The 25,066-nt window shown below is 62.6% G+C and carries 23 protein-coding genes and 2 tRNA genes; 2 read left to right on the forward strand and 23 right to left on the reverse strand.

Features of this window, described 5'->3' with window-relative positions; all coding sequences use genetic code 11:
- Positions 1–107: 107 nt before the first annotated feature.
- The 3 genes from proS to ACK4FH_RS13195 all read right to left on the reverse strand — a co-directional run bounded on the left by proS (position 108) and on the right by ACK4FH_RS13195 (position 3,733).
- Positions 108–1,427, reverse strand: a complete 1,320-nt coding sequence (gene proS / locus ACK4FH_RS13185; protein WP_409814463.1) for a proline--tRNA ligase — start codon at positions 1,425–1,427, stop codon at positions 108–110.
- A 93-nt stretch (positions 1,428–1,520) separates the two neighbouring features.
- On the reverse strand, positions 1,521–3,212 hold the full coding sequence (locus ACK4FH_RS13190) for a hypothetical protein (protein ID WP_409814466.1): 1,692 nt from the start codon (positions 3,210–3,212) through the stop codon (positions 1,521–1,523).
- Positions 3,213–3,304: 92 nt separating this feature from the next.
- Complete coding sequence (locus ACK4FH_RS13195) at positions 3,305–3,733, reverse strand: hypothetical protein (protein ID WP_409814467.1); 429 nt, start codon at positions 3,731–3,733, stop codon at positions 3,305–3,307.
- A 73-nt stretch (positions 3,734–3,806) separates the two neighbouring features.
- On the opposite strand from ACK4FH_RS13195, the gene ACK4FH_RS13200 reads away from it, so the two are divergent.
- The gene (locus tag ACK4FH_RS13200) at positions 3,807–5,117 is read left to right on the forward strand and encodes an NCS2 family permease (protein WP_409814470.1); all 1,311 of its coding nucleotides are present in this window, start codon (positions 3,807–3,809) and stop codon (positions 5,115–5,117) included.
- Between the two features lie 289 nt (positions 5,118–5,406).
- On the opposite strand, the gene ACK4FH_RS13205 is transcribed toward ACK4FH_RS13200, so the two are convergent.
- The 20 genes from ACK4FH_RS13205 to ACK4FH_RS13300 all read right to left on the reverse strand — a co-directional run bounded on the left by ACK4FH_RS13205 (position 5,407) and on the right by ACK4FH_RS13300 (position 23,599).
- Complete coding sequence (locus ACK4FH_RS13205; RefSeq protein ID WP_409814473.1) at positions 5,407–5,691, reverse strand: DUF1467 family protein; 285 nt, start codon at positions 5,689–5,691, stop codon at positions 5,407–5,409.
- 7 nt (positions 5,692–5,698) lie between these two features.
- Positions 5,699–6,103: a methylmalonyl-CoA epimerase gene (gene mce / locus ACK4FH_RS13210; RefSeq protein ID WP_409814476.1), complete on the reverse strand. Its 405-nt coding sequence runs from the start codon at positions 6,101–6,103 to the stop codon at positions 5,699–5,701.
- Between the two features lie 190 nt (positions 6,104–6,293).
- Positions 6,294–7,967, reverse strand: a complete 1,674-nt coding sequence (locus ACK4FH_RS13215; RefSeq protein ID WP_409815303.1) for a ribonuclease J — start codon at positions 7,965–7,967, stop codon at positions 6,294–6,296.
- Between the two features lie 21 nt (positions 7,968–7,988).
- Complete coding sequence (locus ACK4FH_RS13220) at positions 7,989–8,741, reverse strand: biotin--[acetyl-CoA-carboxylase] ligase (RefSeq protein WP_409814478.1); 753 nt, start codon at positions 8,739–8,741, stop codon at positions 7,989–7,991.
- 7 nt (positions 8,742–8,748) lie between these two features.
- On the reverse strand, positions 8,749–10,200 hold the full coding sequence (nuoN, locus tag ACK4FH_RS13225) for an NADH-quinone oxidoreductase subunit NuoN (protein WP_409814481.1): 1,452 nt from the start codon (positions 10,198–10,200) through the stop codon (positions 8,749–8,751).
- Between the two features lie 18 nt (positions 10,201–10,218).
- Positions 10,219–11,763, reverse strand: a complete 1,545-nt coding sequence (locus ACK4FH_RS13230; RefSeq protein ID WP_409815305.1) for an NADH-quinone oxidoreductase subunit M — start codon at positions 11,761–11,763, stop codon at positions 10,219–10,221.
- Positions 11,764–11,765: 2 nt separating this feature from the next.
- Positions 11,766–13,694: an NADH-quinone oxidoreductase subunit L gene (gene nuoL / locus ACK4FH_RS13235; protein ID WP_409814483.1), complete on the reverse strand. Its 1,929-nt coding sequence runs from the start codon at positions 13,692–13,694 to the stop codon at positions 11,766–11,768.
- 6 nt (positions 13,695–13,700) lie between these two features.
- Positions 13,701–14,009, reverse strand: a complete 309-nt coding sequence (gene nuoK / locus ACK4FH_RS13240; RefSeq protein WP_409814484.1) for an NADH-quinone oxidoreductase subunit NuoK — start codon at positions 14,007–14,009, stop codon at positions 13,701–13,703.
- Positions 14,010–14,098: 89 nt separating this feature from the next.
- Positions 14,099–14,713 (reverse strand): NADH-quinone oxidoreductase subunit J, encoded by a 615-nt coding sequence (locus tag ACK4FH_RS13245; protein WP_409814487.1) that lies wholly within the window; start codon positions 14,711–14,713, stop codon positions 14,099–14,101.
- A 22-nt stretch (positions 14,714–14,735) separates the two neighbouring features.
- Positions 14,736–15,227, reverse strand: a complete 492-nt coding sequence (nuoI, locus tag ACK4FH_RS13250; RefSeq protein ID WP_409815307.1) for an NADH-quinone oxidoreductase subunit NuoI — start codon at positions 15,225–15,227, stop codon at positions 14,736–14,738.
- Between the two features lie 41 nt (positions 15,228–15,268).
- Positions 15,269–16,282, reverse strand: a complete 1,014-nt coding sequence (gene nuoH / locus ACK4FH_RS13255) for an NADH-quinone oxidoreductase subunit NuoH (RefSeq protein WP_409814490.1) — start codon at positions 16,280–16,282, stop codon at positions 15,269–15,271.
- Positions 16,283–16,298: 16 nt separating this feature from the next.
- Positions 16,299–18,344, reverse strand: a complete 2,046-nt coding sequence (gene nuoG / locus ACK4FH_RS13260) for an NADH-quinone oxidoreductase subunit NuoG (protein ID WP_409814493.1) — start codon at positions 18,342–18,344, stop codon at positions 16,299–16,301.
- Positions 18,345–18,347: 3 nt separating this feature from the next.
- Positions 18,348–19,634, reverse strand: coding sequence for an NADH-quinone oxidoreductase subunit NuoF (gene nuoF, locus ACK4FH_RS13265; protein ID WP_409814496.1), 1,287 nt, complete (start codon positions 19,632–19,634; stop codon positions 18,348–18,350).
- Complete coding sequence (gene nuoE / locus ACK4FH_RS13270; protein WP_409814499.1) at positions 19,634–20,257, reverse strand: NADH-quinone oxidoreductase subunit NuoE; 624 nt, start codon at positions 20,255–20,257, stop codon at positions 19,634–19,636. The genes nuoF and nuoE overlap by 1 nt, the downstream gene beginning before the upstream one ends.
- Positions 20,254–21,432: an NADH-quinone oxidoreductase subunit D gene (locus tag ACK4FH_RS13275; RefSeq protein WP_409814501.1), complete on the reverse strand. Its 1,179-nt coding sequence runs from the start codon at positions 21,430–21,432 to the stop codon at positions 20,254–20,256. The genes nuoE and ACK4FH_RS13275 overlap by 4 nt, the downstream gene beginning before the upstream one ends.
- Positions 21,433–21,436: 4 nt before the next feature.
- Positions 21,437–22,039 carry an NADH-quinone oxidoreductase subunit C gene (locus tag ACK4FH_RS13280; protein WP_409815309.1) on the reverse strand — a complete coding sequence of 201 codons (603 nt, stop codon included), beginning with the start codon at positions 22,037–22,039 and terminating at the stop codon, positions 21,437–21,439.
- Between the two features lie 58 nt (positions 22,040–22,097).
- The gene (locus ACK4FH_RS13285; protein ID WP_409814504.1) at positions 22,098–22,637 is read right to left on the reverse strand and encodes a NuoB/complex I 20 kDa subunit family protein; all 540 of its coding nucleotides are present in this window, start codon (positions 22,635–22,637) and stop codon (positions 22,098–22,100) included.
- A complete protein-coding gene (locus ACK4FH_RS13290) occupies positions 22,628–22,993 on the reverse strand; it encodes an NADH-quinone oxidoreductase subunit A (protein ID WP_409668386.1) in 366 nt (121 codons plus the stop codon). The genes ACK4FH_RS13285 and ACK4FH_RS13290 overlap by 10 nt, the downstream gene beginning before the upstream one ends.
- A gap of 277 nt (positions 22,994–23,270) precedes the next feature.
- Positions 23,271–23,347: transfer RNA gene (locus tag ACK4FH_RS13295), tRNA-Asp, on the reverse strand.
- A gap of 176 nt (positions 23,348–23,523) precedes the next feature.
- A tRNA-Val gene (locus ACK4FH_RS13300) sits at positions 23,524–23,599 on the reverse strand.
- A 135-nt stretch (positions 23,600–23,734) separates the two neighbouring features.
- Here ACK4FH_RS13300 and ACK4FH_RS13305 point away from each other — a divergent pair.
- Complete coding sequence (locus tag ACK4FH_RS13305) at positions 23,735–25,006, forward strand: MFS transporter (protein ID WP_409814507.1); 1,272 nt, start codon at positions 23,735–23,737, stop codon at positions 25,004–25,006.
- Positions 25,007–25,066 lie beyond the last annotated feature (60 nt).

Consider the following 25,066-nt stretch of genomic DNA (forward strand, 5'->3'; position numbering starts at 1 on the left):
GCCGCCCTCCGGCGGCTTGGCTCACGCGCCATAAGGCGCGGCGGCCAGTCGGCCTTGCCGTTTTTCGTCAGCGAAAAACGGAAACTGGTTGTCCCTCGCCACCTCGGTTACCCGGCGATCTTTGCAAGCGCGGCTTCGGGCGAGAGTTCTTCCTTTTCGCCGGTGGCGCGGCGCTTCAGCTCGACCGTGCCGGACTTGATACCGCGTGGGCCGACGACGAGCTGCCAGGGCAGGCCGATCAGGTCCATGTTCGAGAACTTGGCGCCGGCGCGCTCGTCCGTGTCGTCATAGAGGACCGAGACGCCCGCTGCCTGGAGCTTGTCATAAAGCGCGGCGCAGGCGGCATCGGTTTCCGCATCACCGCTCTTCAAATTCACGAGACCAACCTTGAAGGGCGCGACGGCATCCGGCCAGACGATGCCGTTTTCGTCGTGGCTTGCCTCGATGATGGCGCCGACAAGGCGCGAGACGCCGATACCGTAGGAACCCATCTGGAGCGGCGTTTCCTTGCCGTCCGGGCCCTGCACGACGCAGCCCATTGCCTGCGAATATTTCGTGCCGAAGAAGAAGATGTGGCCGACCTCGATGCCGCGCGCGGAGAGGCGCTTATCGGCGGGGACTTCGGCCTCGAATTTCGCTTCGTCGTGTTTCTCGTCCGTGGCGGCATAGAGATCGGTGCGGGCGCGGATCGCTGCTTCCAGATCGCCGTCATAGTCGATGTCATCGCCGGGGACCGGCATGTCCACGAGGTCGCGGTGGCAGAAGACGGCGCTCTCGCCGGTTTCGGCGAGGATGATGAATTCGTGGCTCATGTCGCCGCCGATGGGGCCGGTGTCGGCGGCCATCGGGATCGACTTCAGACCCAGCCGCGCAAAGGTGCGCAGATAGGCGATGAACATCTTGCGATAGGCATTGCGCGCGCTGTCGACATCGAGGTCGAAGGAATAGCCGTCCTTCATCAGGAATTCGCGGCCGCGCATGACGCCGAAGCGGGGGCGGATCTCATCGCGGAATTTCCACTGGATATGATAGAGGTTGCGCGGCAGGTCGCGATAGGATTTCACGGCGCCCTTGAAGATGTCGGTGATCATCTCCTCGTTTGTGGGCCCGTAGAGCATGTCGCGCTCGTGGCGGTCCTTGATGCGGAGCATTTCGGGGCCATAGGCGTCGAAGCGGCCGGACTGACGCCAGAGGTCGGCGGATTGCAGCGTCGGCATCAGGAGTTCGATCGCCCCTGCCCGCGCCTGCTCCTCGCGAACGATCTTCTCGATATTGCGCAGCACGGCGAGACCGAGCGGCAGCCAGGCATAGATTCCGGCGGCCGTCTGGCGGACGAGGCCCGCGCGCAGCATCAGCCGGTGGGAGACGATCTGCGCCTCGGCGGGGTTTTCCTTGAGGGTGGGCAGGAAGTATCTGGAAAGGCGCATGATGACCCTGAATATGGCCGCCGCAACGATGGCAGGGCGGCCCGCGGCGCACCCCTGAGGGCCCGCCGGAGCGATGACAAATGTGGGCCAGTTTTAGGGGGTCGCGGGCGGATTCGCAATCTCACCGCTAGCTGTGCGGCGGCTCGTCACGCCCTGCAGATAGGCCCGGACATTGACCTCGGGGCCCTCTTCCACGCCGCGGCCCGTACGCAGGCCCCAGGGGCCCCGCTCCAGATCCTCGATCGTATAGCCCATATCGACGTCATAGGTGCGGTCGATCTGGTTCCTGAGGAAGCGCTGCGCCTCGTACCAGCGGGTCTTGAGGGCGCCGTCGCGGCAGGTGGAAAGCTCCTCGCCGCTCGCGCCCCAGCGCCGCTCGACGCATTGATAGGGATCGAAGGAGAGGTCGTAGAGGCGGCCGATGATGTGATCGAGCGAAAGCGGGACGGTGCGGCCTGCCGAATTCACATAGGAGATGTTGCAGGCGGCGTTCTGCTCCCAATAGGCAGCAAGGAGATCGCCCGCCAGATCGTCGCCTTCGTAGTTCAGGCGGGGCGCATCCACCATGTCCATCTTGATGAATTCGACGACGAGATCGTACATCTCCTTGAAGGCGGTCTTGAGGCGGGCGTCGCGGGAGGGTGTGGAATAGAGTTCCCAGACGCCATGCGTGCCGTAGATATTGTCCGGCAGGCGATGCGGCGGGTCCATGTTCTGGATACCGCGGCCGATTGAAATATCCACCGCCTGCTTGCGCGAGCGCACATCGAAGCAGATCGACTGCATCATGGCGCGCAGTTCCTCGACCGGGCGATACTCGAGTTCGCCAGCCGACAGACGCGCTCGGAGATAGGTGTAGAAGTCGTGGTCCTCGCCATTGTGATTCCACGAAGCCGAGGCCCAGCGGAGCGGATCACCGGGCGGGCTGCCCTGATACTGCTCGAGCGAAAAATCAGGGATCTCGTCATTCGAGGCGGCGACGATGCGGCCGCCGACCAGCGCACCGTTGGGCGCGCGCGTAGCGCCGACGACTTCGATCGGACGGAACTTCTGGAAGATGGAGCCGAGTTCCGGCCCCGTGCGCAGGAACTCCTTGCCGAGATGGGAGCGGCTCAGCGAATGATCCGGGTGCGAGGAGAAGATGAGGATGCGGCCGCCGCTTTCCACACGCCAGACAAGCGAGGCATGGCCGTTCACATCATAGGTGACGGTGCCGGGTACGATCGATTCCCGGTCGAGGCGCGGCGAATAGGTATCGGAGAACATGACGGGATCGTCCGCCATGGAGTTGCGGCGGAACATGGCGGTCGACACGACATTGACGAGCGTATGCAGGACCGGGATGGCCGGCACACCGTTTGCCGTGCGCGGAACGGAGTCGCGCGCGACCGTGACATTGCCAAAGGGCGAATACCGGATGTCGCCCTTCTCGCCATCGGCGGCGCGCATCGCAGACTGCCACGCGAAGGGCAGACCGTTCTTCCAGGCGAAGTAGGCGCGCAGCACATAGGGCATGTCGGCGCAGTCGACATAAAAGCGCGTCTTCGGGTCGGTGTGGCGATAGGGATTGGCGGGGCTCTTGATGCACTCGTCGAAGGTCCAGCAATCGGCAGCGCCGAGACCGGCCACGAAATCCTGCCATGCCTTTTCGTCGGACGGCTCCCAGCGCTCCTTGGTGATGCGCCAGCGCCCGTCCTGCGCATGGGCCACGGCGCTCGCACCGAACATGGCGGCGAGGAAAACGGAGGCAGCAACAAACGCGGCTCTGCGCCAGCGTGACATCATGGAAAACGTTCCTTGCCCCTTCTGGGCCCCAAACTGCTTGAAAGCCTGCGGGCCGGGGATCGGCCTGTCAACAAAAGCCGGTCAGGCGCGGGTCATTTCGGCTGCCGCTGATGCAATCTTGCACAGGCTTCGGCGAGGGAATGGTCGAGGCCGGTCACGTCTTCACCGTCAATTGTGACGCGGCCCGTACCCATGTCGATGGCGATGCGGGCAACATTCATCTTGGTGGCGGAATTGAAAGCAGGGTTTCGTCCGGCAAGCGGATCGAGCGTGGCGTCGAATTCATAGACGGGGCGACGGCCATAACCATAGCCTCCATCGAGATCGGCGGGTGCGACGGCGCGGCCGTCGGCGGCGACACCCGGCACATAGTCCGCCCCGCCCGGCAGATAGGGCGCGATGTGGCGGCAGTCCTTTTCGGAAATCTCGACAATACGCGGGGCCTCACCGCCGGCGAGCCCGGCGTGAGCGGGCGCGGCGGCAAGAACAAGCACCAGAAGGGACAAGAGCCGTTTCATCATGCTTCCATCCTGCGCCGGAGGGCTTTAAGGAATTGTTGCGGGGATATTACATGGGACCGGGGATAGCACGAAAATGAGCGATGGAAGCAGCGGCATTCTCGAACGTCTTTTCGCGCTCACGGCGAACGGGACAACTGTCCGTACCGAGATATTGGCGGGCATCACGACGTTCCTCACCATGGCCTATATCATTTTCGTGAACCCTTCGATCCTGGCGCAAGCGGGGATGGATTTCGGGGCGGTGTTCGTGGCGACCTGCATCGCGGCGGCGGCCGGCTCGCTCATCATGGGGCTATATGCGAATTACCCCGTGGCGCTCGCGCCGGGGATGGGGCTCAACGCCTATTTCGCCTTCACTGTCGTGCCGCAATTCGGCGGCGACTGGCGGCTGGCGCTTGGTTGTGTCTTCCTCTCCGGCATTGCCTTTCTTGCGCTGTCGCTGTCGCCGCTGCGCGAATGGCTCGTGAACGCGATCCCACGATCGCTGAAATACGGCATCGGCGCGGGCATTGGATATTTCCTCGCGCTGATCGGGCTGCAGAATGCCGGCATCGTCACGGCTCATCCGGTGACGCTGGTGACGCTTGGCAATCTCGGCGCGCATGGCGCGCTGCTGGCGATGGCGGGGTTCGTCGCATTGGTCGCGCTCTATTTCCGGCGCGTGCCAGGAGCGATCATGCTGACGATCATCGGCGTGACGGCGGCGGCGGTGCTGCTCGGATTGCAGCCGCTGCAGGGCGTGGTGGACATGCCGCCGTCGCTCGCGCCGACGCTGTTCGAGATGAATATTCGCGGCGCCTTCGAGATCGGATTCGTGACCATCATATTCGTGTTCCTGCTGGTCGACCTCCTCGATACAACGGGAACGCTGGTCAGCGTGGGCCAACGCGCGGGCATGGTGGATGAAGACGGCAAGCTGCCACGGCTGCGCAAGGCGATGGTGGCGGATTCGACGGCGACGGCAATCGGCGCAGCGCTCGGCACCTCCACGACGACGAGCTACATCGAAAGCACGGCGGGCATCGAGACGGGAGGCCGCACGGGGCTTATGGCGGTGACGGTGGGTGTGCTGTTTCTAGCGAGCCTTTTCCTCGCGCCGCTTGCAGGCACGGTGCCGGCCTATGCGACGGCGCCCGCGCTCGTCTTCGTTGCCTGCCTGATGGCGCGCAGCCTTGCCGACATCTCGTGGGACGACATCACGGAAGCCGTACCTGCGATGGTGACGGCACTTGCCATTCCCCTCACCTATTCCATCTCCAGCGGCATCGGGCTCGGCATCATCGCCTATGCCGGGATCAAGCTCGCCTCAGGACGCTGGCGCGACCTCAACTGGGCCATCGCGCTCATTGCGGCGGCCTTCGCCGTGAAGCTTGCCCTGCAATGAAACACAAGCCCGGAGGGGTGCATCGGTCATTTCATTGCGCGCGTGTGAAGCGGATGATGCAAAAATTTCACGGAGTAGAAAAAACCGCGTGACATGTCGCCGCAGGCTTACTAAAGTCCCCTCCACAAAAGGGGAAAAGCGCATAAGCGCAGCCCAAGTTTAGGGAGGGAACGCTGACTTCGACGATCCACAAGGATCGCGGAGGCGCGAAATGAGGGAACACTAAAGCAGCAAGGCCGCGAAAGCTGGCCTTGCTTTTTTTTGGCTTTTTGTCCGTTGAGCGGGAAGTTCAGCCGCTATAGCCGCTGCCGAAATCGGGCATGAAGGGGATGTCTTCGTAGGCGATGGGCTCGGCGACCTGGAGCCAGAAGATGAAGGCCCAGAGGAAGGCGGCAATCACCGTGGTGACCGCCATTTTCTTCAGGAGCGCGGGGCGCGTGGGGGCGCCGGGCTCGGTTCCGGCCGGAATCTCCTCGCCGCTCTCATGCTGCGAGCGGATACCCCAAGGCAGGACCGCAAAGAGGGTCAGCCACCAGACGATAAAATAGATTGCGAGCCCGGATACGAGGTCCATGCCGGTCTCAGGCCTGCTCGAGCTCGACCAGCGTGCCGTTCAGGTCTTTCGGGTGCAGGAAGACGACGGGCTTGCCGTGGGCGCCGATCCTGGGCTTGCCGGTGCCGGTGATGGTGACGCCTTCGTCGTTCATCTTCAGGCAGGCGGCTTCGATGTCGTCCACCTCGATGCAGATATGATGGATACCGCCCTTGGGGTTCTTCGCAAGGAAACCGGCAATCGGCGAATCCTCGCCCAGCGGTTCCAGCAGCTCGATCTTGGTGTTGCCGAGATCGACGAATACGGTCGTCACGCCATGATCCGGCTGGGGCACGGCATCCGACACCTTGGCATTGAACTTCTGGCGGTAAGTCTCTGCCGCAGCTTTGATATCCGGCACGGCGATGGCAACGTGATTGAGCTGTCCGAGCATGGTTTATTCCGTATTCTGGAGCGGTTTCAAAGTTCAGATGCCTTTTGTTTAGGCCGGTTCTCCCACCAAAACAAGTTAGGTCATTGTTGTTTAGCCTCAAGCGCCGGCGCGCGCATCCGCGCGCTTGACTTACGCGCCATAAGGCGCGGCGCGCGGTCGCGCTTGCCATTTTCGAGTGCCTCGAAAATGGTTATATACGTGTGACCACCACCTCGACCTGGGGTTTCTTGCCCCATTCGCGCCGCAGCGCGCCGCGGACGGCGCGGCGCAGGAATTCCGCTACGTCATCATCATTGCCGCGGCGCTTATTCGGCAGGCGGTCGAGGGCATCGTCCACGGCATCGAGCGCCCGGTCCTCGAAGGTGACGCCATGCGAATCTTCTTCGGGGAGACCCATTAGCCGCACCTGCGGCTCGCCCCGGACCTCGCCCTTGCCGTCCAGCACGAGGCTGACGAAGACGGAGCCCGCGAAAGCGAGACGGCGGCGCTCCTGCACCGCGCCCTCGTCTTCTTCCGTCAGCACCTCGCCATCGAGATAGAGGCGGCCCGAAGGGGCTTCATCGATGACCTCGGCGGCGCCGGGCGCGAGGCGGACCATGAGGCCGTTTCTGACCACAATCTGTTCCGGCACCTGAAGTTCGCGAGCAAGGGCTGCATGTTCTGCGAGGTGGCGCGCCTCGCCGTGAACCGGAATTGAGACTTCCGGCCTGATCCACTGATACAAGGCGGCAAGTTCATCCCGGCAGGGATGGCCGGAGACGTGGACGAAGTGGTCCTTCTCCGTGACGATGCGGATGCCGCGTTCGGCGAGACGATTCTGCAGATCGAAGATCGAGGTTTCGTTGCCGGGGATGACGCGCGAGGAAAAGATGACTGTGTCCCCCTTTTCCAGAACGATGCTCGGATGGCTGTCCTCGGCGATGCGGGCAAGGGCGGCGCGCGGCTCGCCCTGACTGCCGGTGCAGATGAAGAGGACGCTTTCGCGCGGAAGATAGCCCGCATCATCCTCGCTCAGGATTCTCGGGAGGTCGTGCAGGTAGCCCGCCTCGCGCGCGGCAGCAACGACGCGGTGCATAGAGCGGCCGACGAGAACCGGATGACGGCCGACGGCGTCGCCCGCGCGGATGATGCTTTCGAGGCGCGCAACATTGGACGCGAAGGTGGTGACGGCCACCCTGCCCTGACATTCCCTGAGAAGCTCGATCAGGCTTGCCGCGACATCGGCCTCGGAGCCGGAGGTGCCGGGCGAGAATACATTGGTGCTGTCGCAGACAATGGCGCGCACGCCTTCATCGCCGATGGCGCGGAGGCGGGCTTCGTCTATGTCGCCGCCGACCACGGGATCGGGGTCGATCTTCCAGTCGCCGGTATGCAGCACGAGGCCGAGCGGCGTGCGGATGGCGAGCGCATTCGGCTCGAGGATCGAGTGCGTGAGCGTGACGAGTTCGATGTCGAAGGGGCCGAGCTCGAAACGGTGGCCGAGCGGGATGATGTGCATAGGCACTTCCGCCTCGATGCCGGCCTCGATCAGCTTGCCGCGCACCATTGCCGCCGTGAAGGGCGTGGCATAGACCGGGCAGCGGAGGCGCGGCCAGAGATGAGCAAGAGCGCCAATATGGTCTTCATGGGCGTGGGTGAGCACGATGGCGATGAGATCCTCGCGCCGTTCCTCGATGAAGGCGGGATCCGGCATGATGAGGTCGACGCCGGGGGTGCGGTCGTCGCCGAAGGTGACGCCGATATCGACGATGATCCAGCGGCGGGCGTCCTCCGGGCCATAGCCATAGAGATTTAGGTTCATGCCGATTTCGCCGGAGCCGCCGAGCGGCAGGAAGACGAATTCGTCACGGGAGGGCTGGGACACGGCTTTACTCATGGGCAGAACCTAGTGCGCCGGGCGGGGAAAGAACACATCTCCCGCAGAAATGAGGCGTAATTCGCCATTGGAAAGACGAAGCTGAAGGGCGCCATCGGGCGCGAGGCCCTCGAAAATGCCCTCTATCACCTCATCCGACAGGCGGACGGTGATGGGCCCGCCGAGGCCCTCGGCGCGCTTCACCCAGGATTCGCGGATGGCCGCAAAGCCATTCTGGCCGCGCCAGACGGACAGCCAATGGGTGAAGGCGGCATCAAGCGCCGTCAGCGCTTCATCGGGGGCAACGGGCGCGCAGCCTATCGCGGCGAGCGACGTTGCCCTGTATTCAAGGCCTTCGGGATGCGTGGCGAGATTGAGCCCCATGCCGATTGCAACCCAGGCGACCTGCGCGCCCGCGACGCCGGACGACTCAAGCAGGATGCCGGCGAGTTTCGCCCGGTCATGAAGAAGATCGTTCGGCCATTTGAGGCGGAGCGCACCGCGGAGCGGCGGCGGCAGGAGGCTTTCCACCGCCTGATGGACGGCGAGTGCGGCGACGAAGGAAAGTTCGCCCGCTTCGCGCGGGCCGCAGCGGGGCGTCAGATAGAGCGTGCCCATGAAATTGCCGGAGGGGCTTTCCCATGTCCTGCCCCTGCGGCCGCGGCCCGCCGTCTGCCGCCTTGCGACGATCCAGACGGGGCCTTCGGTTCCGGCATCGCCGAGGCGGCGCGCCTCTTCGTTGGTGCTGTCGATCTCTTCGAAGCGGCGGATATCGGCGGTCATTTCCGCATCAGGGGAAGAGCGCGGTGACAGCCATCTCGGCGCCCGCGATGAGCGGAAGCGGATAGACGAAGAAGAGCATGGTGAAGACGCCCGACACGCCGAGCACCGCCGCGATCTCGCCCGGCAGCGGCGCCTCGAAAGGCTCCGCCGGATCGTCGAAATACATGATCTTGACGATACGCAGGTAGTAATAGGCGCCGACGACACTGGCGAGCACGCCGATCACAGCGAGCGGATAGAGGCCCGCCTCGATCGCTGCCATGAAGACGTAGAACTTGCCGAAGAAGCCCGCGAGCGGCGGCACGCCGGCCAGCGAGAACACGAGCATCGCAAAGATGAAGGCGAGCATGGGCCGGCTGCGCGAGAGGCCTGCGAGATCGGCAATGCTCTCGACATAACCTTCCTTGCGGTTCATGGCGAGGACGCAGCAGAAGACGCCAGCATTCATCACGACATAGATGGTGAGATAGACAAGCACACCGCGCAGGCCTTCCGGCGTGCCGGCGGCGACGCCGACCAGCGCAAAGCCCATATGCGAGATCGAGCTGTAGGCAAGCATGCGCTTGATGTTGGACTGGCCGATGGCGGCGAAGGCGCCGAGCACCATCGAGGCGATCGAGATGAAGATGACGATCTGCTGCCACTGATCTTCCATCGAGGGAAAGGCGCCGAAAAGCACGCGGATGACGAGCGCCATCGCCGCAACCTTCGGCGCGCCCGCAAAGAAGGCGGTGACGGGCGTCGGCGCGCCTTCATAGACGTCCGGCGTCCACATGTGGAAGGGCACGGCGGAAATCTTGAAGGCGAGGCCCGCCAGCACGAAGACGATGCCGAAAATGGCGCCGATGCTGGCACCGTCTGCCTGTAGCACCGCGGCGATGGCAGGGAACTCGACGGAACCCGTGAAGCCATAGATGAGCGAGGCGCCGTAGAGCAGCATGCCGGAGGCAAGCGCGCCGAGGATGAAATATTTGAGGCCAGCTTCCGTCGCCCGCGTGTTGTCGCGGTGGAAGGCGGCGATGACATAGAGAGCGAAGCTCTGCAGCTCGAGGCCCATATAGAGGGCGATGAGGCCATTGGCCGAGATCATCATGAACATGCCGAGCGTCGCCAGCGCAATCAGGATGGGATACTCGAAACGGTCGATCCCTTCGCGCTTGATGAAGGTGAGCGACATGATGATGGCCGCTGCCGCGGCAAGCAGCGTCAGCAGTTTCATGAACTTGGTGAAGCCGTCGGCGACGAAGCTGCCGCCAAAGGCGAGCACCGCCTCGCTCGGCTCGACGACGAGCAGCGCGGCCACAAGAACGAAGAGCCCGATCACCCCGATGGAGGTTTCACGCGCGGTGCATTCCTTGCGGAACACGCCGAACATGAGAAGCGCCATGGCGCCCACCGCGAGAACGATCTCAGGCAGGGCCGGAAGGATGGCCGGAACGTTGGATGCTGCTTCTTCCATTGTCATTCGTTCCCGAGATCAGTTTCCGGCGAAGAGGCTTGCGACCTCGCCGATCAGGCCGGTTTCACCGGCGACGCTATGCGCCTCGATGGCGGCGTTGTAGTTGGCGATCAGGTTTTCGACCGAGACGGCCGTGACTTCCATGATCGGCGCCGGATAGACGCCGAAGAAGATGGTCGCGGCAACGAGCGGAGCGATAGTCACGATCTCGCGGCGGTTGAGATCCATGATGGATTTCAGCGTGTCCTTTTCCAGCGCGCCAAAGACGATGCGGCGATAGAGCAGCAGCGCATAGGCGGCAGCGAGGATGACGCCCGTGGCGGCGATGGCTGCGACCCAGGTGTTGACCTTGAAGGTGCCGATGATGGTGAGGAATTCGCCGACGAAGCCGCTGGTGCCAGGCAGGCCGACATTGGCCATGGTAAGGATCAGGAAGGCCGCGGCATAGAGCGGCATCCGGTTCACGAGACCGCCATAGGCCGCGATCTCGCGCGTGTGCATGCGGTCGTAGACAACGCCGACGCAGAGGAAGAGCGCTCCTGAAATCCAGCCATGCGACAGCATCTGGAAGATGCCGCCCTGTATACCCTGCGTGTTTGCCGCAAAGAGGCCCATCGTCACGAAGCCCATATGGGCGACGGATGAATAGGCGATCAGCTTCTTCATGTCCTCCTGCACCAGTGCGACAAGCGAAGCATAGACGATGGCGATGACGCTCATGCCGAAGACAAGCCAGGCGAGATCGGCGGAGGCGACCGGGAACATGGGCAGCGAGAAGCGCAGGAAGCCGTAGCCGCCCATCTTGAGCAGGATACCGGCAAGGATGACAGAGCCTGCCGTCGGCGCCTCGACGTGGGCATCCGGCAGCCAGGTATGGACCGGCCACATCGGCATCTTCACCGCGAATGAGGCGAAGAAGGCGAGCCAGAGCCAGGTCTGCATGCCGACCGGGAAATCATGCTCGAGCAGCACGGGGATGCTCGTCGTACCGGCCGACCAGTACATCGCCATGATGGCGAGAAGCATCAGCACCGAGCCCGCGAAAGTGTAGAGGAAGAACTTGAAGCTCGCATAGATGCGGCGCGCGCCGCCCCAGACGCCGATGATGAGGAACATCGGGATCAGGCCGCCCTCAAAGAAGATGTAGAAGAGGACGAGATCGAGCGCGCAGAAGACGCCGATCATCAGCGTTTCCAGCACGAGGAAGGCGATCATGTATTCCTTCACGCGCTTCTCGATGGAGGTCCAGCTTGCGAGGATGCAGGCCGGCATCAGGAAGGTCGTGAGGATGACGAAGAGCATCGAGATGCCATCAACGCCCATGTGATAGTTGATCGCGCCGCCGAGCCACTCCGTCTTCTGGACGAACTGGAAATCGGCGGTCGTCGGGTCGAACTTCCACCAGATGTAGAGCGAGACGACAAAGGTGATAGAGGTCGTCCAGAGCGCGACATAGCGCGCATTGCGGGCAACCGTCGCCTCGTCGCCGCGCGTCACCAGAATGATGAGCGCGCCGACCAGCGGCAGGAATGTAATCAGCGAGAGAATATTGCCGTCGGTCATCGTCATGCCCCTCCGACCATGAACCAGGTCACGAGCCCGGCGACACCGAGCAGCATGGCGAAGGCATAGTGATAGAGATATCCGCTCTGGAGACGGACCACCTGGCGCGTGATGTCCTGCACGCGCGCGGCGATACCATCCGGTCCGATCCCGTCAATGATGCGCCCGTCGCCCTGTTTCCAGAAGACGCGGCCGATCCAGAAGGCGGGACGGACGAAGAGGAAATGATAGATCTCGTCGAAATACCACTTGTTGAGCAGGAACTTGTAGATCGGCTCATGGGTCTTCGCGAGCTGCTTCGGAATATCCGGGCGCGCGATATAGAAGAGCCAGGCGGTGGCAAAACCGACAATCATCATCAGCGTGGGAGCATATGGCACCCAGGCCGGCACGTTGTGGAACTCGTGCATGATGCGGTTCTCGGCGCCGCGGAAGATCGACTCGAGCCAGAACGCCTCATAGGCGTGGCCGATGAAGAGCGGCGCAAAGACCATGCCGGCACCGAGCGCGCCGACGGCGAGGATGACGAGCGGAACCAGCATGACGAGCGGCGACTCATGAACATGGGAGAGCGTCTCGTTCGAGGCACGGCTTGTCCCATGGAACGTCATGAAGATGAGGCGCCAGGAATAGAACGAGGTGAAGAGCGCCGCCGTGACAGTGAGTGTGAAGGCGAACATATGCGCGGCATTGTGGCCGGCATAGGCCGCTTCGATGATCGCGTCCTTCGAATAGTAGCCCGCGGTGAAGGGGAAACCGGTCAGCGCCAGCGTGCCGATCACCATCATGATCCAGGTGACCGGGATCATCTTGAATAGGCCGCCCATCTTGCGCATGTCCTGCTCGTCGCTCATCGCATGGATGACAGAGCCCGAGCCGAGGAACAGGAGCGCCTTGAAGAAGGCATGGGTGAAGAGGTGGAACATCGCGATTTCATAGGCGCCGACGCCGATGGCAACGAACATGAAACCGAGCTGCGAACAAGTGGAATAGGCGATGACGCGCTTGATGTCGTTCTGGACGAGACCGACCGTCGCCGCGAAGAAAGCGGTGATGGCGCCGATGACCGTGACGACGGTGAGGGCTACAGCAGAGAACTCGAAGATGGGCGAGAGGCGCGCGAGCAGGAAAACGCCGGCCGTGACCATGGTGGCCGCATGGATGAGGGCGGAAACCGGCGTCGGGCCTTCCATCGCGTCGGGAAGCCAGGTGTGGAGCAGGAACTGCGCCGACTTGCCCATGGCGCCCATGAAGAGCAGCAGGCAGGCCGTGGTGACGATGGGGACATCGTAGCCGAGGAAGTGGAAGGTCTTGTCCGCCAGTTCCGGAATGGCGGCGAAGACGGTGTCGAATTCGACCGAGCCGATGGTGAGGAAGAGCGTGGCGATGCCGAGGATGAGGCCGAAATCGCCGACGCGGTTCACCACGAATGCTTTGATGGCGGCGGCATTGGCGCTCGGGCGCTGATACCAGAAGCCGATCAGCAGATAGGAAGCGAGGCCCACTCCTTCCCAGCCGAAGAAAAGCTGCACGAAATTATCCGCCGTCACCAGCATGAGCATGGCGAAGGTGAAGAGTGATAGATAGGCGAAGAAGCGCGGCTGGTGCGGATCGTGGCTCATATAGCCGATCGAATAGATATGCACGAGCGCCGACACCGAAGTGACGACCACCAGCATGACGGCGGTGAGCGTGTCGATGCGCAGGCGCCAATCCGCCTCGAAGCTGCCGGAGTCAATCCAGGTCAAGACCTGAACGCGCTCGGTCTCGCCCTGAAGGCCGACGGAAATGAGCGCGACGACAGAAAGGACCGCCGAAACGACGAGAAGACCGGAGGTGACGAGCTGCGCGCCGCGCACGCCAAGCCAACGGCCGAAGATGCCTGCGATCAGAAAGCCGATGAGCGGCAGGAAGACGATTGCCGAATACATGCCGCCTTACCCCTTCATCATGTTGATGTCGTCAACCGCGATAGAGCCGCGGTTGCGGAAGAAGACGACGAGGATGGCAAGGCCGATGGCGGCCTCGCCTGCGGCGACGGTCAGCACGAAGAGCGCGAAGACCTGTCCCACGAGATCGCCCAGGAAGGCGGAGAAGGCAACGAGGTTGATATTCACGGCGAGCAGCATCAGCTCAATCGACATGAGAATGACGATCACATTCTTCCGGTTGAGGAAGATGCCGAAAATGCCCAGCGTGAACAGGATCGCCGCCACGGAGAGATAGTGTTCGAGGCCGATTGCCATCTGTTGTCTCCTGCCTCCGCCGAAAGGCGTGGAGGCCAGTCCCCTTCAAATTCTCCGGCGATGCGATAGCCGCAGCGCCCCGATATTCCTCAGAGCCCCTGCCCGGGCTCGACCTTCTTCATTTCGACTGCATCTTCGCGCTTGCGGCCCACCTGATCGCGGATCACCTGCCGCTTCACATTCGGCTTGTGGCGCAGCGTCAGCACGATAGCGCCGATCATGGCGACGAGCAGGATCATGCCGGCCGCCTGGAACGGATAGACATATTGCGTGTAGATGATCTGGCCGAGAGCCCGCGTGTTGTGGACCTCGGTGATGGCGGGCGTGGGCGCCGCGGCAATTCCCGCCGCTTCCGGCGCGATGACCCAGCTGCCGAAGATCAGCAGAAGCTCGATTAGCAGGATGATGCCGATGAGCGCGCCGACCGGCAGATATTGCAGGAAGCCCTGACGCAGTTCAGCGAAATCGATGTCGAGCATCATCACGACAAAGAGGAACAGCACCGCGACCGCGCCGACATAGACGATGACGAGAATGAGCGCGAGAAACTCTGCGCCGAGCAGCACGAAAAGCGCCGCCGCATTGAAGAAGGCAAGAATGAGGAACAGCACGGAGTGCACAGGATTGCGCGCCGCGATGACCATGAACCCCGCAGCGACGGTAATCGCCGCGAAGAGATAGAATGCTATGGCGGTGGCAATCATCCTGTTCCTCGTACCCGGTCGTTCAGCGGTATGGCGCGTCGAGCGCGATATTCTTCGCGATCTCGCGTTCCCACCGGTCGCCATTCGCGAGCAGCCGGTTCTTGTCGTACATGAGTTCTTCGCGGGTTTCGGTCGCGAATTCGAAATTCGGCCCTTCGACGATCGCATCCACCGGGCAGGCTTCCTGGCAGAGCCCGCAGTAAATGCACTTCGTCATATCGATGTCGTAGCGCGTGGTGCGGCGTGTGCCGTCATTGCGGCGTGGGCCCGCCTCGATGGTGATGGCGAGCGCCGGACACACCGCCTCGCAGAGCTTGCAGGCGATGCAGCGTTCCTCGCCGTTCGGATAACGGCGGAGCGCATGCTCGCCGCGGAAACGGGGCGAGAGCGGGCCCTTCTCGAAGGGGTAGTTCAACGTCACCTTCGGCTTGAAGAAATAGCGCATGGCGAGGAAGAAGCTCGACACGAACTCGGTGAGGAAGAGAGACCGCACTGACTGATCGAGCCAGGCCATGCTTGCGTTTCTTTCGGATTTTACCGTCATTGGCCCGCTCCTCAATTGTTCGGCAGCAGGTCGAAGCCGACCAGCACACCGGCCGTCAGCACGACCCAGAAGAGGGAGAACGGCAGGAAAACCTTCCAGCCGAGGCGCATCAGCTGATCGTAGCGGTAGCGCGGCACGAAGGCCTTGACCATGGCGAACATGAAGAAGACGGCGAAGACCTTGAGCAGGAACCAGACGACGCCCGGCACCATATTGAAGGGCGCGATGTCGATGGGAGGCAGCCAGCCGCCGAGGAAGAGGATCGTCGTCATGGCGCACATGAGCAGGATCGACACATATTCGCCCAGCATGAACATCATGTAGGAGGTGGACGAATATTCGACCATGAAGCCCGCGACGAGTTCGGATTCCGCTTCCACGAGATCGAAGGGCGGGCGGTTCGTTTCGGCCAGCGCCGAGATGAAGAAGATTGCGAACATCGGCAGGTGCGGGATGACGTACCAGACCGTCTTCTGCGACTCGACGATTTCCGAGAGGTTCAGCGTGCCTGCCGTCATGAGCACGCAGACGATGACGAAGCCGATGGAGACTTCATAGGAGACCATCTGGGCGGCGGCGCGGAGCGCGGAGAGGAAGGGATATTTCGAGTTCGACGCCCAGCCCGCCATGATGACGCCGTAAACGCCGAGCGAGGAGATGGCGAAGATATAGAGAATGCCGACATTGATGTCGGAGATGACCATTTTCGCATCGAGCGGAATGACGGCCCAACCCGCGAGCGCGAGCGTCACCGTGACCAGCGGCGCGATGAGGAATACGCCCTTGTTGGCGCCTGCCGGAATAACGATTTCCTTGAAGACGAATTTCAGCAGGTCCGCAAAGGACTGGAACAGGCCAAAGGCACCGACGACATTGGGGCCGCGGCGAAGCTGCACCGCCGCCCATATCTTGCGGTCGGCAAGAAGTACGTAAGCCGTGACCAGCAGGATCGCGACGATGAGCGCGAGCGACTGGCCGACAATGATTGCCAGCGGGATGCCATATGCGACGAGAAAATCCATCATTGCCTGCAGCCCATCCTCATTCCGCCGCCTGAATGCGCGCCGCCGCAACACGGCCTGCGGCGCATTCCGCCATCACCGCGCTTGCGCGGGCGACGGGATTGCTCATGTAGAAGTCCCTGACCGGGCATTCGAAGGGCGCGGCATCGAGCTCGCCCCTGGCGAGATCGGGCAGCGCGCCTGCCGGCACGGCCATATCCACGTCCGCGAAATGCGGCGCGTCGGCCGCCATCGCGGCGCGGAGCGCGTCGAGATTGTCGTAAGGCAGAACCTTGCCGATAACGCCCGAGAGCGCACGCAGGATCGTCCAGTCCTCGCGCGCCTGACCGGGCGGGAAGACGGCGCGGCGGCCAAGCTGCACCCGGCCTTCTGTATTGACCCAGGTGGCGGGTTTTTCGGTATAGGCAGCACCCGGCAGGATGACATCGGCGCGGTGGGCACCGGCATCGCCATGTGTGCCCTGATAGACGACGAAGGCGGACCCGAGCTTGCCCATGTCGATCTCGTCGGCGCCGAGGAGATAGACGAAGGAGATGTCGCCCTTTGAGGCACCATCGAGAATTCCCGCGACATCGCGGCCGCCCGCACCCGGCACGAGGCCGAGATCGAGGCCGCCGACACGAGAGGCTGCGGTGTGGAGCACGCTGAAACCATTCCATTCGCCTGAGACGGCGCCGGTGGATTTCGCCAGCGCAATCGCCTCGGCGAGAACGGCCGCGCCATCGGCACGGGCGAGCGCGCCCTGCCCGGCCACGATCAATGGACGTTCGGCATTCTTCAGCACATCGGCGAAGGCACCGAGATCCTTCAGCGACTGCGGACCGGCGCCGAGATAGTCGTAATCATAGGAGAGGTCGACGCGCGGGCCGACGACGCCGATCTTCACGCCGCCCATGCGAGCGCGCTTCAGGATGCGCGCATTGACGATGGGGGCTTCGATGCGCGGGTTGGTGCCGATGAGCAGAATGGCGTCTGCGTCCTCGATACCCGCAATGGTCGAGTTGAAGATGTAGCTTGCGCGGTGGCCCGCATCGAGCTTCGCGCCGTCCTGACGGCAGTCGATATTGGGCGAGCCGAGGACGGCGAAGAGATCCTTCAGTGCCTTCATGCTTTCGGCGCAGGCAAGATCGCCCGCAATGGCGGCGATGCTTTCGGGATTTGCATCCTTCAGCTTCGCGGCGATGGCGGCGAAGGCTTCATCCCATGAGGCGGGGCGCAGCTTGCCGTTTTCGCGGATGTAAGGCGTGTCGAGGCGCTGGGTCTTGAGGCCGTCCCAGACGAAGCGCGTCTTGTCGGAAATCCACTCCTCGTTCACCTCTTCGTTGAGGCGCGGGAGAATGCGCATGACTTCGGCACCGCGGGCATCGACGCGGATGTTCGAACCCACCGCATCCATGACGTCGATCGACTCGGTCTTCTTCAGTTCCCAGGGACGCGCCGTATAGGCGAAGGGACGGAAGGTAAGCGCGCCGACCGGGCAGAGATCGACGACATTTGCCGACAGCTCCGACGTGAGCGCATGCTCCAGATAGGTGGTGATCTCCATGTCCTCGCCACGGCCGATGGCGCCGAGTTCAGGCACGCCAGCCACTTCCTGCGAGAAGCGGATGCAACGCGTGCAATGGATGCAGCGCGTCATCACCGTCTTCACGAGCGGGCCCATGTATTTTTCCTCGACGGCGCGCTTGTTTTCATGGAAGCGCGAGCCGTCGACGCCATAGGCCATCGACTGGTCCTGCAAGTCGCATTCGCCACCCTGGTCGCAGATCGGGCAATCGAGCGGATGATTGATGAGGAGGAATTCCATCACGCCTTCGCGGGCGCGCTTCACCTGCTCGGTCTTCGTGTGAACGACCATGCCATCGGCGGCCGGCATTGCGCAGGATGCGACGGGCTTCGGCGACTTCTCGACCTCGACTAGGCACATGCGGCAATTGCCCGCGATGGAGAGGCGCTCGTGGTAGCAGAAGCGCGGGATTTCCGCGCCCGCTTCCTCACAGGCCTGCAACAGCGTGGCGCCGTTTTCGACTTCGACCTCGATGCCGTCGACAATGAGTTTCGGCATGACCTACTCCGCCGCCTGAGCCGCGCCGCGCTTGGCGGCGATGCGGTCTTCAATCGTGCCCCGGAAATGGCGGATGAGGCCCTGAACGGGCCAGGCCGCGGCATCGCCGAGGGCGCAAATCGTGTGTCCTTCGACGCGCTTCGTGACGTCGAGCAGCATGTCGATTTCCTCGACCTCCGCATCGCCCGCGACGAGACGTTCCATGACGCGCCACATCCAGCCCGTGCCTTCGCGGCAGGGCGTGCACTGGCCGCAGCTTTCATGCTTGTAGAAGGCAGAGAGGCGCGCGATCGCCTTGATGACGTCGGTGGACTTGTCCATGACGATGACGGCAGCCGTGCCGAGGCCGGTCTGCACGGCCTTCAGCGAGTCGAAATCCATCAGCACGTCGTCGCAGACGGATTTCGGAATGAGCGGCACGGAGGAGCCGCCGGGGATCACCGCAAGGAGATTGTCCCAACCGCCGCGTACGCCGCCCGCATGCTTTTCGAGAAGCTCGCGCAGCGGGATGCCCATTTCCTCTTCGACATTGCAGGGCTTGTTCACATGGCCCGAAATGCAGAAGAGCTTGGTGCCGGTGTTGTTCGGACGGCCGAGACCCGCGAACCACGATGCGCCGCGGCGCAGGATCGTCGGCGCGACCGCGATCGACTCCACATTATTTACTGTGGTGGGCGCACCATATAGGCCGACATTGGCCGGGAATGGCGGCTTCAGGCGCGGCATGCCCTTTTTGCCTTCGAGGCTTTCGATGAGCGCCGTTTCCTCGCCGCAGATGTAGGCGCCCGCGCCGTGATGGACATAGAGATCGAAGTCCCAGCCGGAGCCGGCGGCATTCTTGCCGAGAAGGCCCGCTTCATAGGCTTCGTCGACGGCGGCCTGAAGCTGCTCGCGCTCGCGGATGAATTCGCCGCGTACATAAATATAGCAGGCATGGGCACCCATCGCGAAGGAGGCGATGAGGCAGCCTTCGATGAGTTTCTGCGGATCGTGACGCATGATGTCGCGATCCTTGCAGGTGCCGGGCTCGGACTCGTCGGCATTCACGACAAGGTAATGAGGGCGGCCATCGGACTCCTTCGGCATGAAGGACCATTTGAGTCCGGTCGGGAAGCCCGCGCCGCCGCGGCCGCGCAGGCCGGATTTCTTCATCTCGTCGACGATCCAGTCGCGGCCCTTGGCGATGATCGCGGCCGTGCCGTCCCAATCGCCGCGCTTGCGCGCAGCGGCGAGCCGCCAGTCATGGAGCCCGTAGAGATTGGTGAAAATCCTGTCCTTGTCTTCAAGCATCAGTTACTCCCACCCGTCTCCGGCTGACCGACATTGGTGAGGCTCGTCAGTCCGCCAATGGGCTCCGACGCATGGCGCTCGTTCTGCGGACCGGGCTTCACTTCCCTGCCGGCGCGAAGATCGGTCAGCACGCGCTCAAGCGAGGCGGCATCGAGATCCTCAAAGAAATCGGCATTGATCTGCACCATCGGCGCGTTGACGCATGCGCCGAGGCACTCGACCTCCATCCAGGAAAACTTGCCGTCTGCAGTCACCGTCTTTTCCGGGCCGATATGCTTGCGGCAGACTTCCTTCAGTTCGTCCGCGCCGCGCAGCCAGCAAGGCGTGGTGCCGCAAAGCTGCACGAAATGCTCGCCGACCGGCGAGAGATTGAACATGGTGTAGAAGGTCGCGACTTCGAGGGCGCGGATGTAATCCATGCCCAGCATTTCAGCGACATAGCGAATCGCAGGCTCGGGCAGCCAGCCGTCATGCTGCTCCTGCGCGCGCCAGAACAGCGGAATGATCGCCGAGGCCTGCTTGCCTTGTGGGTATTTCGCGATCTGCTTTTTCGCCCAGTCGAGATTTTCCGCCGTGAAGGCGAAGCTCGCGGGCTGATTGGGATCGAGACGCCTGACGCTCACCGGTCCACCTCTCCGAACACGATATCGATGGAACCGAGAATGGCGGCCACGTCGGCCAGCATGTGCCCCTTGCAGAGATGATCCATCGCCTGAAGATGGGCATAGCCCGGCGCGCGGATCTTGCACTTGTAGGGTTTGTTGCTGCCATCCGAGACGAGATAGACACCGAATTCGCCCTTCGGCGCTTCGACGGCGGCATAAACCTCGCCAGCGGGGACGTGATAGCCCTCGGTATAAAGTTTGAAGTGATGGATGAGCGCTTCCATGGAGCGCTTCATCTCGGCGCGGGACGGCGGCACGACCTTGCCATCCTCGGAATGCACCGGCCCGCCCGGCATCATCTCGATGCACTGCTTCATGATACGCAGCGACTGGCGCATCTCTTCCATGCGGATGAGATAGCGGTCGTAGCAGTCGCCGTTCTTGCCGACGGGAATGTCGAAATCGAGTTCCGAATAGACTTCATATGGCTGCGAGCGGCGCAGGTCCCAGGCCATGCCCGAGCCGCGCACCATGACGCCGGAGAAGCCCCATTCGAGCGCTTCATGCTGGCTGACGACGCCGATGTCGACGTTGCGCTGCTTGAAGATACGGTTGTCGGTCAGGAGACCTTCAAGATCGTCCAGCACCTGCGCGCAGGGATCGCAGAAATTGTAGATGTCTTCGAGCAGCTTCGGCGGCAGGTCACGATGCACACCGCCGACACGGAAATAGTTGGCATGCATGCGGGCGCCGGAGGCGCGCTCATAGAAGACCATCAGCTTTTCGCGCTCTTCAAAGCCCCAGAGCGGCGGCGTCAGCGCACCAACGTCCAACGCCTGCGTGGTGACGTTGAGCATATGCGCGAGGATGCGGCCGATCTCGGAATAGAGGACGCGGATGAACTGGCCGCGGCGCGGCACTTCGAGGCCGAGCAGCTTTTCCGCGGCGAGCACGAAGGCGTGCTCCTGATTCATCGGTGCCACATAGTCGAGGCGGTCGAAATAGGGCGTCGCCTGCAGATAGGTCTTGTGCTCGATGAGCTTCTCGGTGCCGCGATGCAGAAGGCCGATATGCGGATCGACGCGCTCGACGACTTCGCCATCAAGCTCCAGCACGAGGCGAAGAACACCGTGAGCTGCGGGATGCTGCGGCCCGAAATTCAGATGGTAGTTGCGGAGTTCCTGTTCGGCCATCGGATCAGCCCTCCGCCTTTTCGTCGCCCGGCAGCAGATATTCCGCGCCTTCCCAGGGGCTCATGAAATCGAAGCTGCGGAATTCCTGTACGAGCTTAACCGGCTCGTAGACCACGCGCTTCTGGTCTTCGTCGTAGCGGACTTCGACATAGCCGGTGAGCGGAAAGTCCTTGCGCAGCGGATATCCGTTGAAACCGTAATCGGTGAGAATGCGGCGAAGATCCGGATGGCCGGAAAAGAGAACGCCATACATATCGAAGGTTTCGCGCTCGTACCAGTTGGCCGCCGGAAAGATCGGCACGACGCTCGGCACGGCCACATCCTCGCTCGTGGTGACGGTGACGCGAATGCGATGGTTCTGAAACATCGACAGCAGGTGGTAGACGACATCGAAGCGCGCGGCGCGGGCGGGATAGTCGACGCCGGTAATGTCGAGCAGCGTCGAGAAGCGGCAGGCGGGATCGTCGCGCAGGAACTTGAGGACGCGCGCGATCGCCTGCGCCTGGGCGCGGATCGTCAGCTCGCCATAGGCGACTTCGAAACCGAGCACCGAATCCTCAAGCATGCCTGAGATGTGCTCGCCAAGTTCTTTCAGACTTTCGTCCATCGATGCGGTCTCGAAATCCGGTAGCGGCATGCGCGCGGCATTGCCCGGTTATTGGAAATCAGCGGTCGAGCGTGCCCGTCCGGCGAATCTTTTTCTGAAGCGCGAGGATGCCATAAAGCAGCGCCTCGGCGGTGGGAGGGCAGCCCGGTACATAGACATCGACCGGAACGATCCGGTCGCAACCGCGGACCACGGAATAGGAATAGTGGTAGTAGCCGCCGCCATTGGCGCAGGAGCCCATGGAGATGACGTAGCGCGGCTCCGGCATCTGGTCGTAGACCTTGCGGAGCGCGGGGGCCATCTTGTTCGTCAGCGTACCGGCAACGATCATGACGTCGGACTGGCGCGGGCTTGCACGCGGCGCAACACCGAAGCGCTCGGCATCGTAGCGCGGCATCGAGGTCTGCATCATCTCGACGGCGCAGCAGGCAAGGCCGAATGTCATCCACATCAAGGAGCCGGTGCGCGACCAGGTGATGAGGTCATCAACGGTCGTCAGCACGAAACCCTTGTCGGCCAGCTCATCGGAAGCCTGCCGGAAGAAATCATCGCCCTGCAGCGCGGGGACGGCTGCGGTTTGCGAAGTCGTCACTCCCATTCAAGCGCACCTTTCCGCCATTCATAGGTGAAGCCGATCGTCAGCACGCCAAGGAACACCATCATCGACCAGAAGCCGAACATGCCGACATCGCCGAGCGCGACCGCCCAAGGAAAGAGGAAGGCAACTTCGAGATCGAAAATGATGAAGAGGATGGCGACGAGGTAATATTTCACGTCGAACTTCATGCGCGCATCATCGAAGGCGTCGAAGCCGCATTCATAGGCTGCGAGCTTTTCGGGGTCGGGCTTGGAGGGCGCAACGACGAAAGGTGCGATCAGAAGCGCAAGACCGACAACGAGAGACAGGCCCATGAAGATCAATATGGGCAAGTACTCGAGCAGCAGGTCTTCCATCGAACTTTCCTCACATGGTCCCGGTGCGAGACGCGCGGGCAAGGACTGCCGTTTCGTTCGCGCGGGCGCGCAAACCGGACGAGAGGTCGTCCTCAACAAGCCCCCAATTCGGCGCGCAGTATATCCCTCGCAATTGCAAAATCAAAGGCTAGCCGACGAATTGTCAGTGGCAAAAAGCCGTTGATTTATCAGCCGTTGCAAGACATTCCGAACAACGCAAACGCCCGCCCCCGCAGCAGACGCGGACCGGACATCAAACCCATGATTTGGAGAGAGATGGCGGGAGTGACGGGGCTCGAACCCGCGACCTCCGGCGTGACAGGCCGGCGCTCTAACCAACTGAGCTACACCCCCTTTGCCGACGGCCGCGCCGTCCGAAAGGTGGGCGGTTCGTAAGCCAAGGTACCGGCCCTGTCAAGGAGGATCGGTGCCGGACAACGCAAGGATTTTAGCGGGGATATTGAATGGCCGGCCTGCTCGCTTTCAAGCCTGCGGCCCGCCGGGCCGTAGCTCGCGAAGCGAGCGAACGCTGGTGGGCGGTGAGAGACTCGAACTCCCGACATCCTCGGTGTAAACGAGGCGCTCTACCAACTGAGCTAACCGCCCTTTGCCGCTGCGCGAAACCTCTATCGAATGGTTCCGCCATTTGCAAACGGAACCCTTTGCGCGCCATTGCATTGCCATACCAAACCCGCAATCTTGGCCATACTGCCCATTCCATTCACGACAACGGGTGTTCCCTTGCCCCGCACCATCGCACCCGTTTTCTCGCTGCTGCTTGCCACGGGCATCCTTCTTATCGGCAACGGGATGCTGGGCACGCTGATCCCGATTCGGGCCGGTATCGAGGGTTTCCTGCCCACCACCGTCGGCATTATCGGCTCGGTCTATTTCGCGGGCTTTCTGGTGGGCTGCATCGCGACGCCGCATCTGGTGCGGCGGGCGGGCCATATCCGCGCCTTTGCGACCTTTTGCGGCGTGGCGGCGGCAGCGCCGCTGATTCACGCGCTATCGGGCGATCCTTACGTCTGGGCGCTGCTGCGGGTGCTGACCGGCTTCTGCTTTGCAGGGCTCTATATGGTGATCGAAAGCTGGCTGAACGAGCAGGCCACGAACGAGACGCGGGGGCGGTTCTTTTCGGCCTATCTGATCGTCAATTTCTCGGCGCTGACCGTTGGCCAATTCGTGCTCAATGCGGCAGACCCGGCGGGCTTTGCACTTTTCGCGGTGGGGTCGATCCTGACGTCCATCGCGCTCGTGCCTGTCGCCATGACGACATCCGTACAGCCGATGCCGATTCAGAGCACGCGGATCGACATCAAGGCGCTCTATGCTCTGTCGCCTGTGGGGCTGACGGGCGCCTTCGTGGTGGGGCTTGCCAATGCTCCGTTCTGGACGCTGGCGCCGCTATACGCGGCGGAAAGCGGGCTCGATACGAGCGGCATCGCACTGTTCATGTCGGCGGCGATCGTGGGCGCGGCGCTGGCGCAATGGCCGATCGGGCGCCTGTCGGACCGGATGGACCGGCGGCGCGTGATCGTGGCGCTCAGCATCGGCGCGGCCATCGGCGAAATTGCGCTGGTGCTGGCAGGCAGCAGCGGCTTGCGCGAAGCGGTGCTGGTGGCAGGCTTCATTTTCGGCATATCGGGGCTCACGCTTTATTCGGTCGTGGTCGCCCACATGAACGATCATGCGCAGAGCGAGAGCTTCGTGGCCGTGTCGGGCGGATTGCTGATCGTGTTTTCTGTCGGCTCGATCATCGGCCCGACTGCAGCCTCGGTCGGCGTTTCGACATTCGGCATTGCCTCGATCTTCGTTTTCACGGCAATCGTGCATGCCGTCTTCGCGGGCTATACGGCCTGGCGGATTGCGACGACGCCGGCGCTCACCGAAGAACAGCGCGGCGAATTCGTGGCCGTGCCCGTGGCGCAGGTGCAGCCGCCGCCGACCGAACTCGACCCGCGCGCGGCGGACGACACCGATATGCCAGGCGAGGCGGAACGAACCGCCTGAAAATCAAAGGCCGGCCTGCCCGAAGGCAGCCGGCCCCTGAATAAAACGGTTGATCGCCTG

The organism is Parvibaculum sp., from assembly GCF_046297875.1.
Lineage (GTDB): Bacteria > Pseudomonadota > Alphaproteobacteria > Parvibaculales > Parvibaculaceae > Parvibaculum.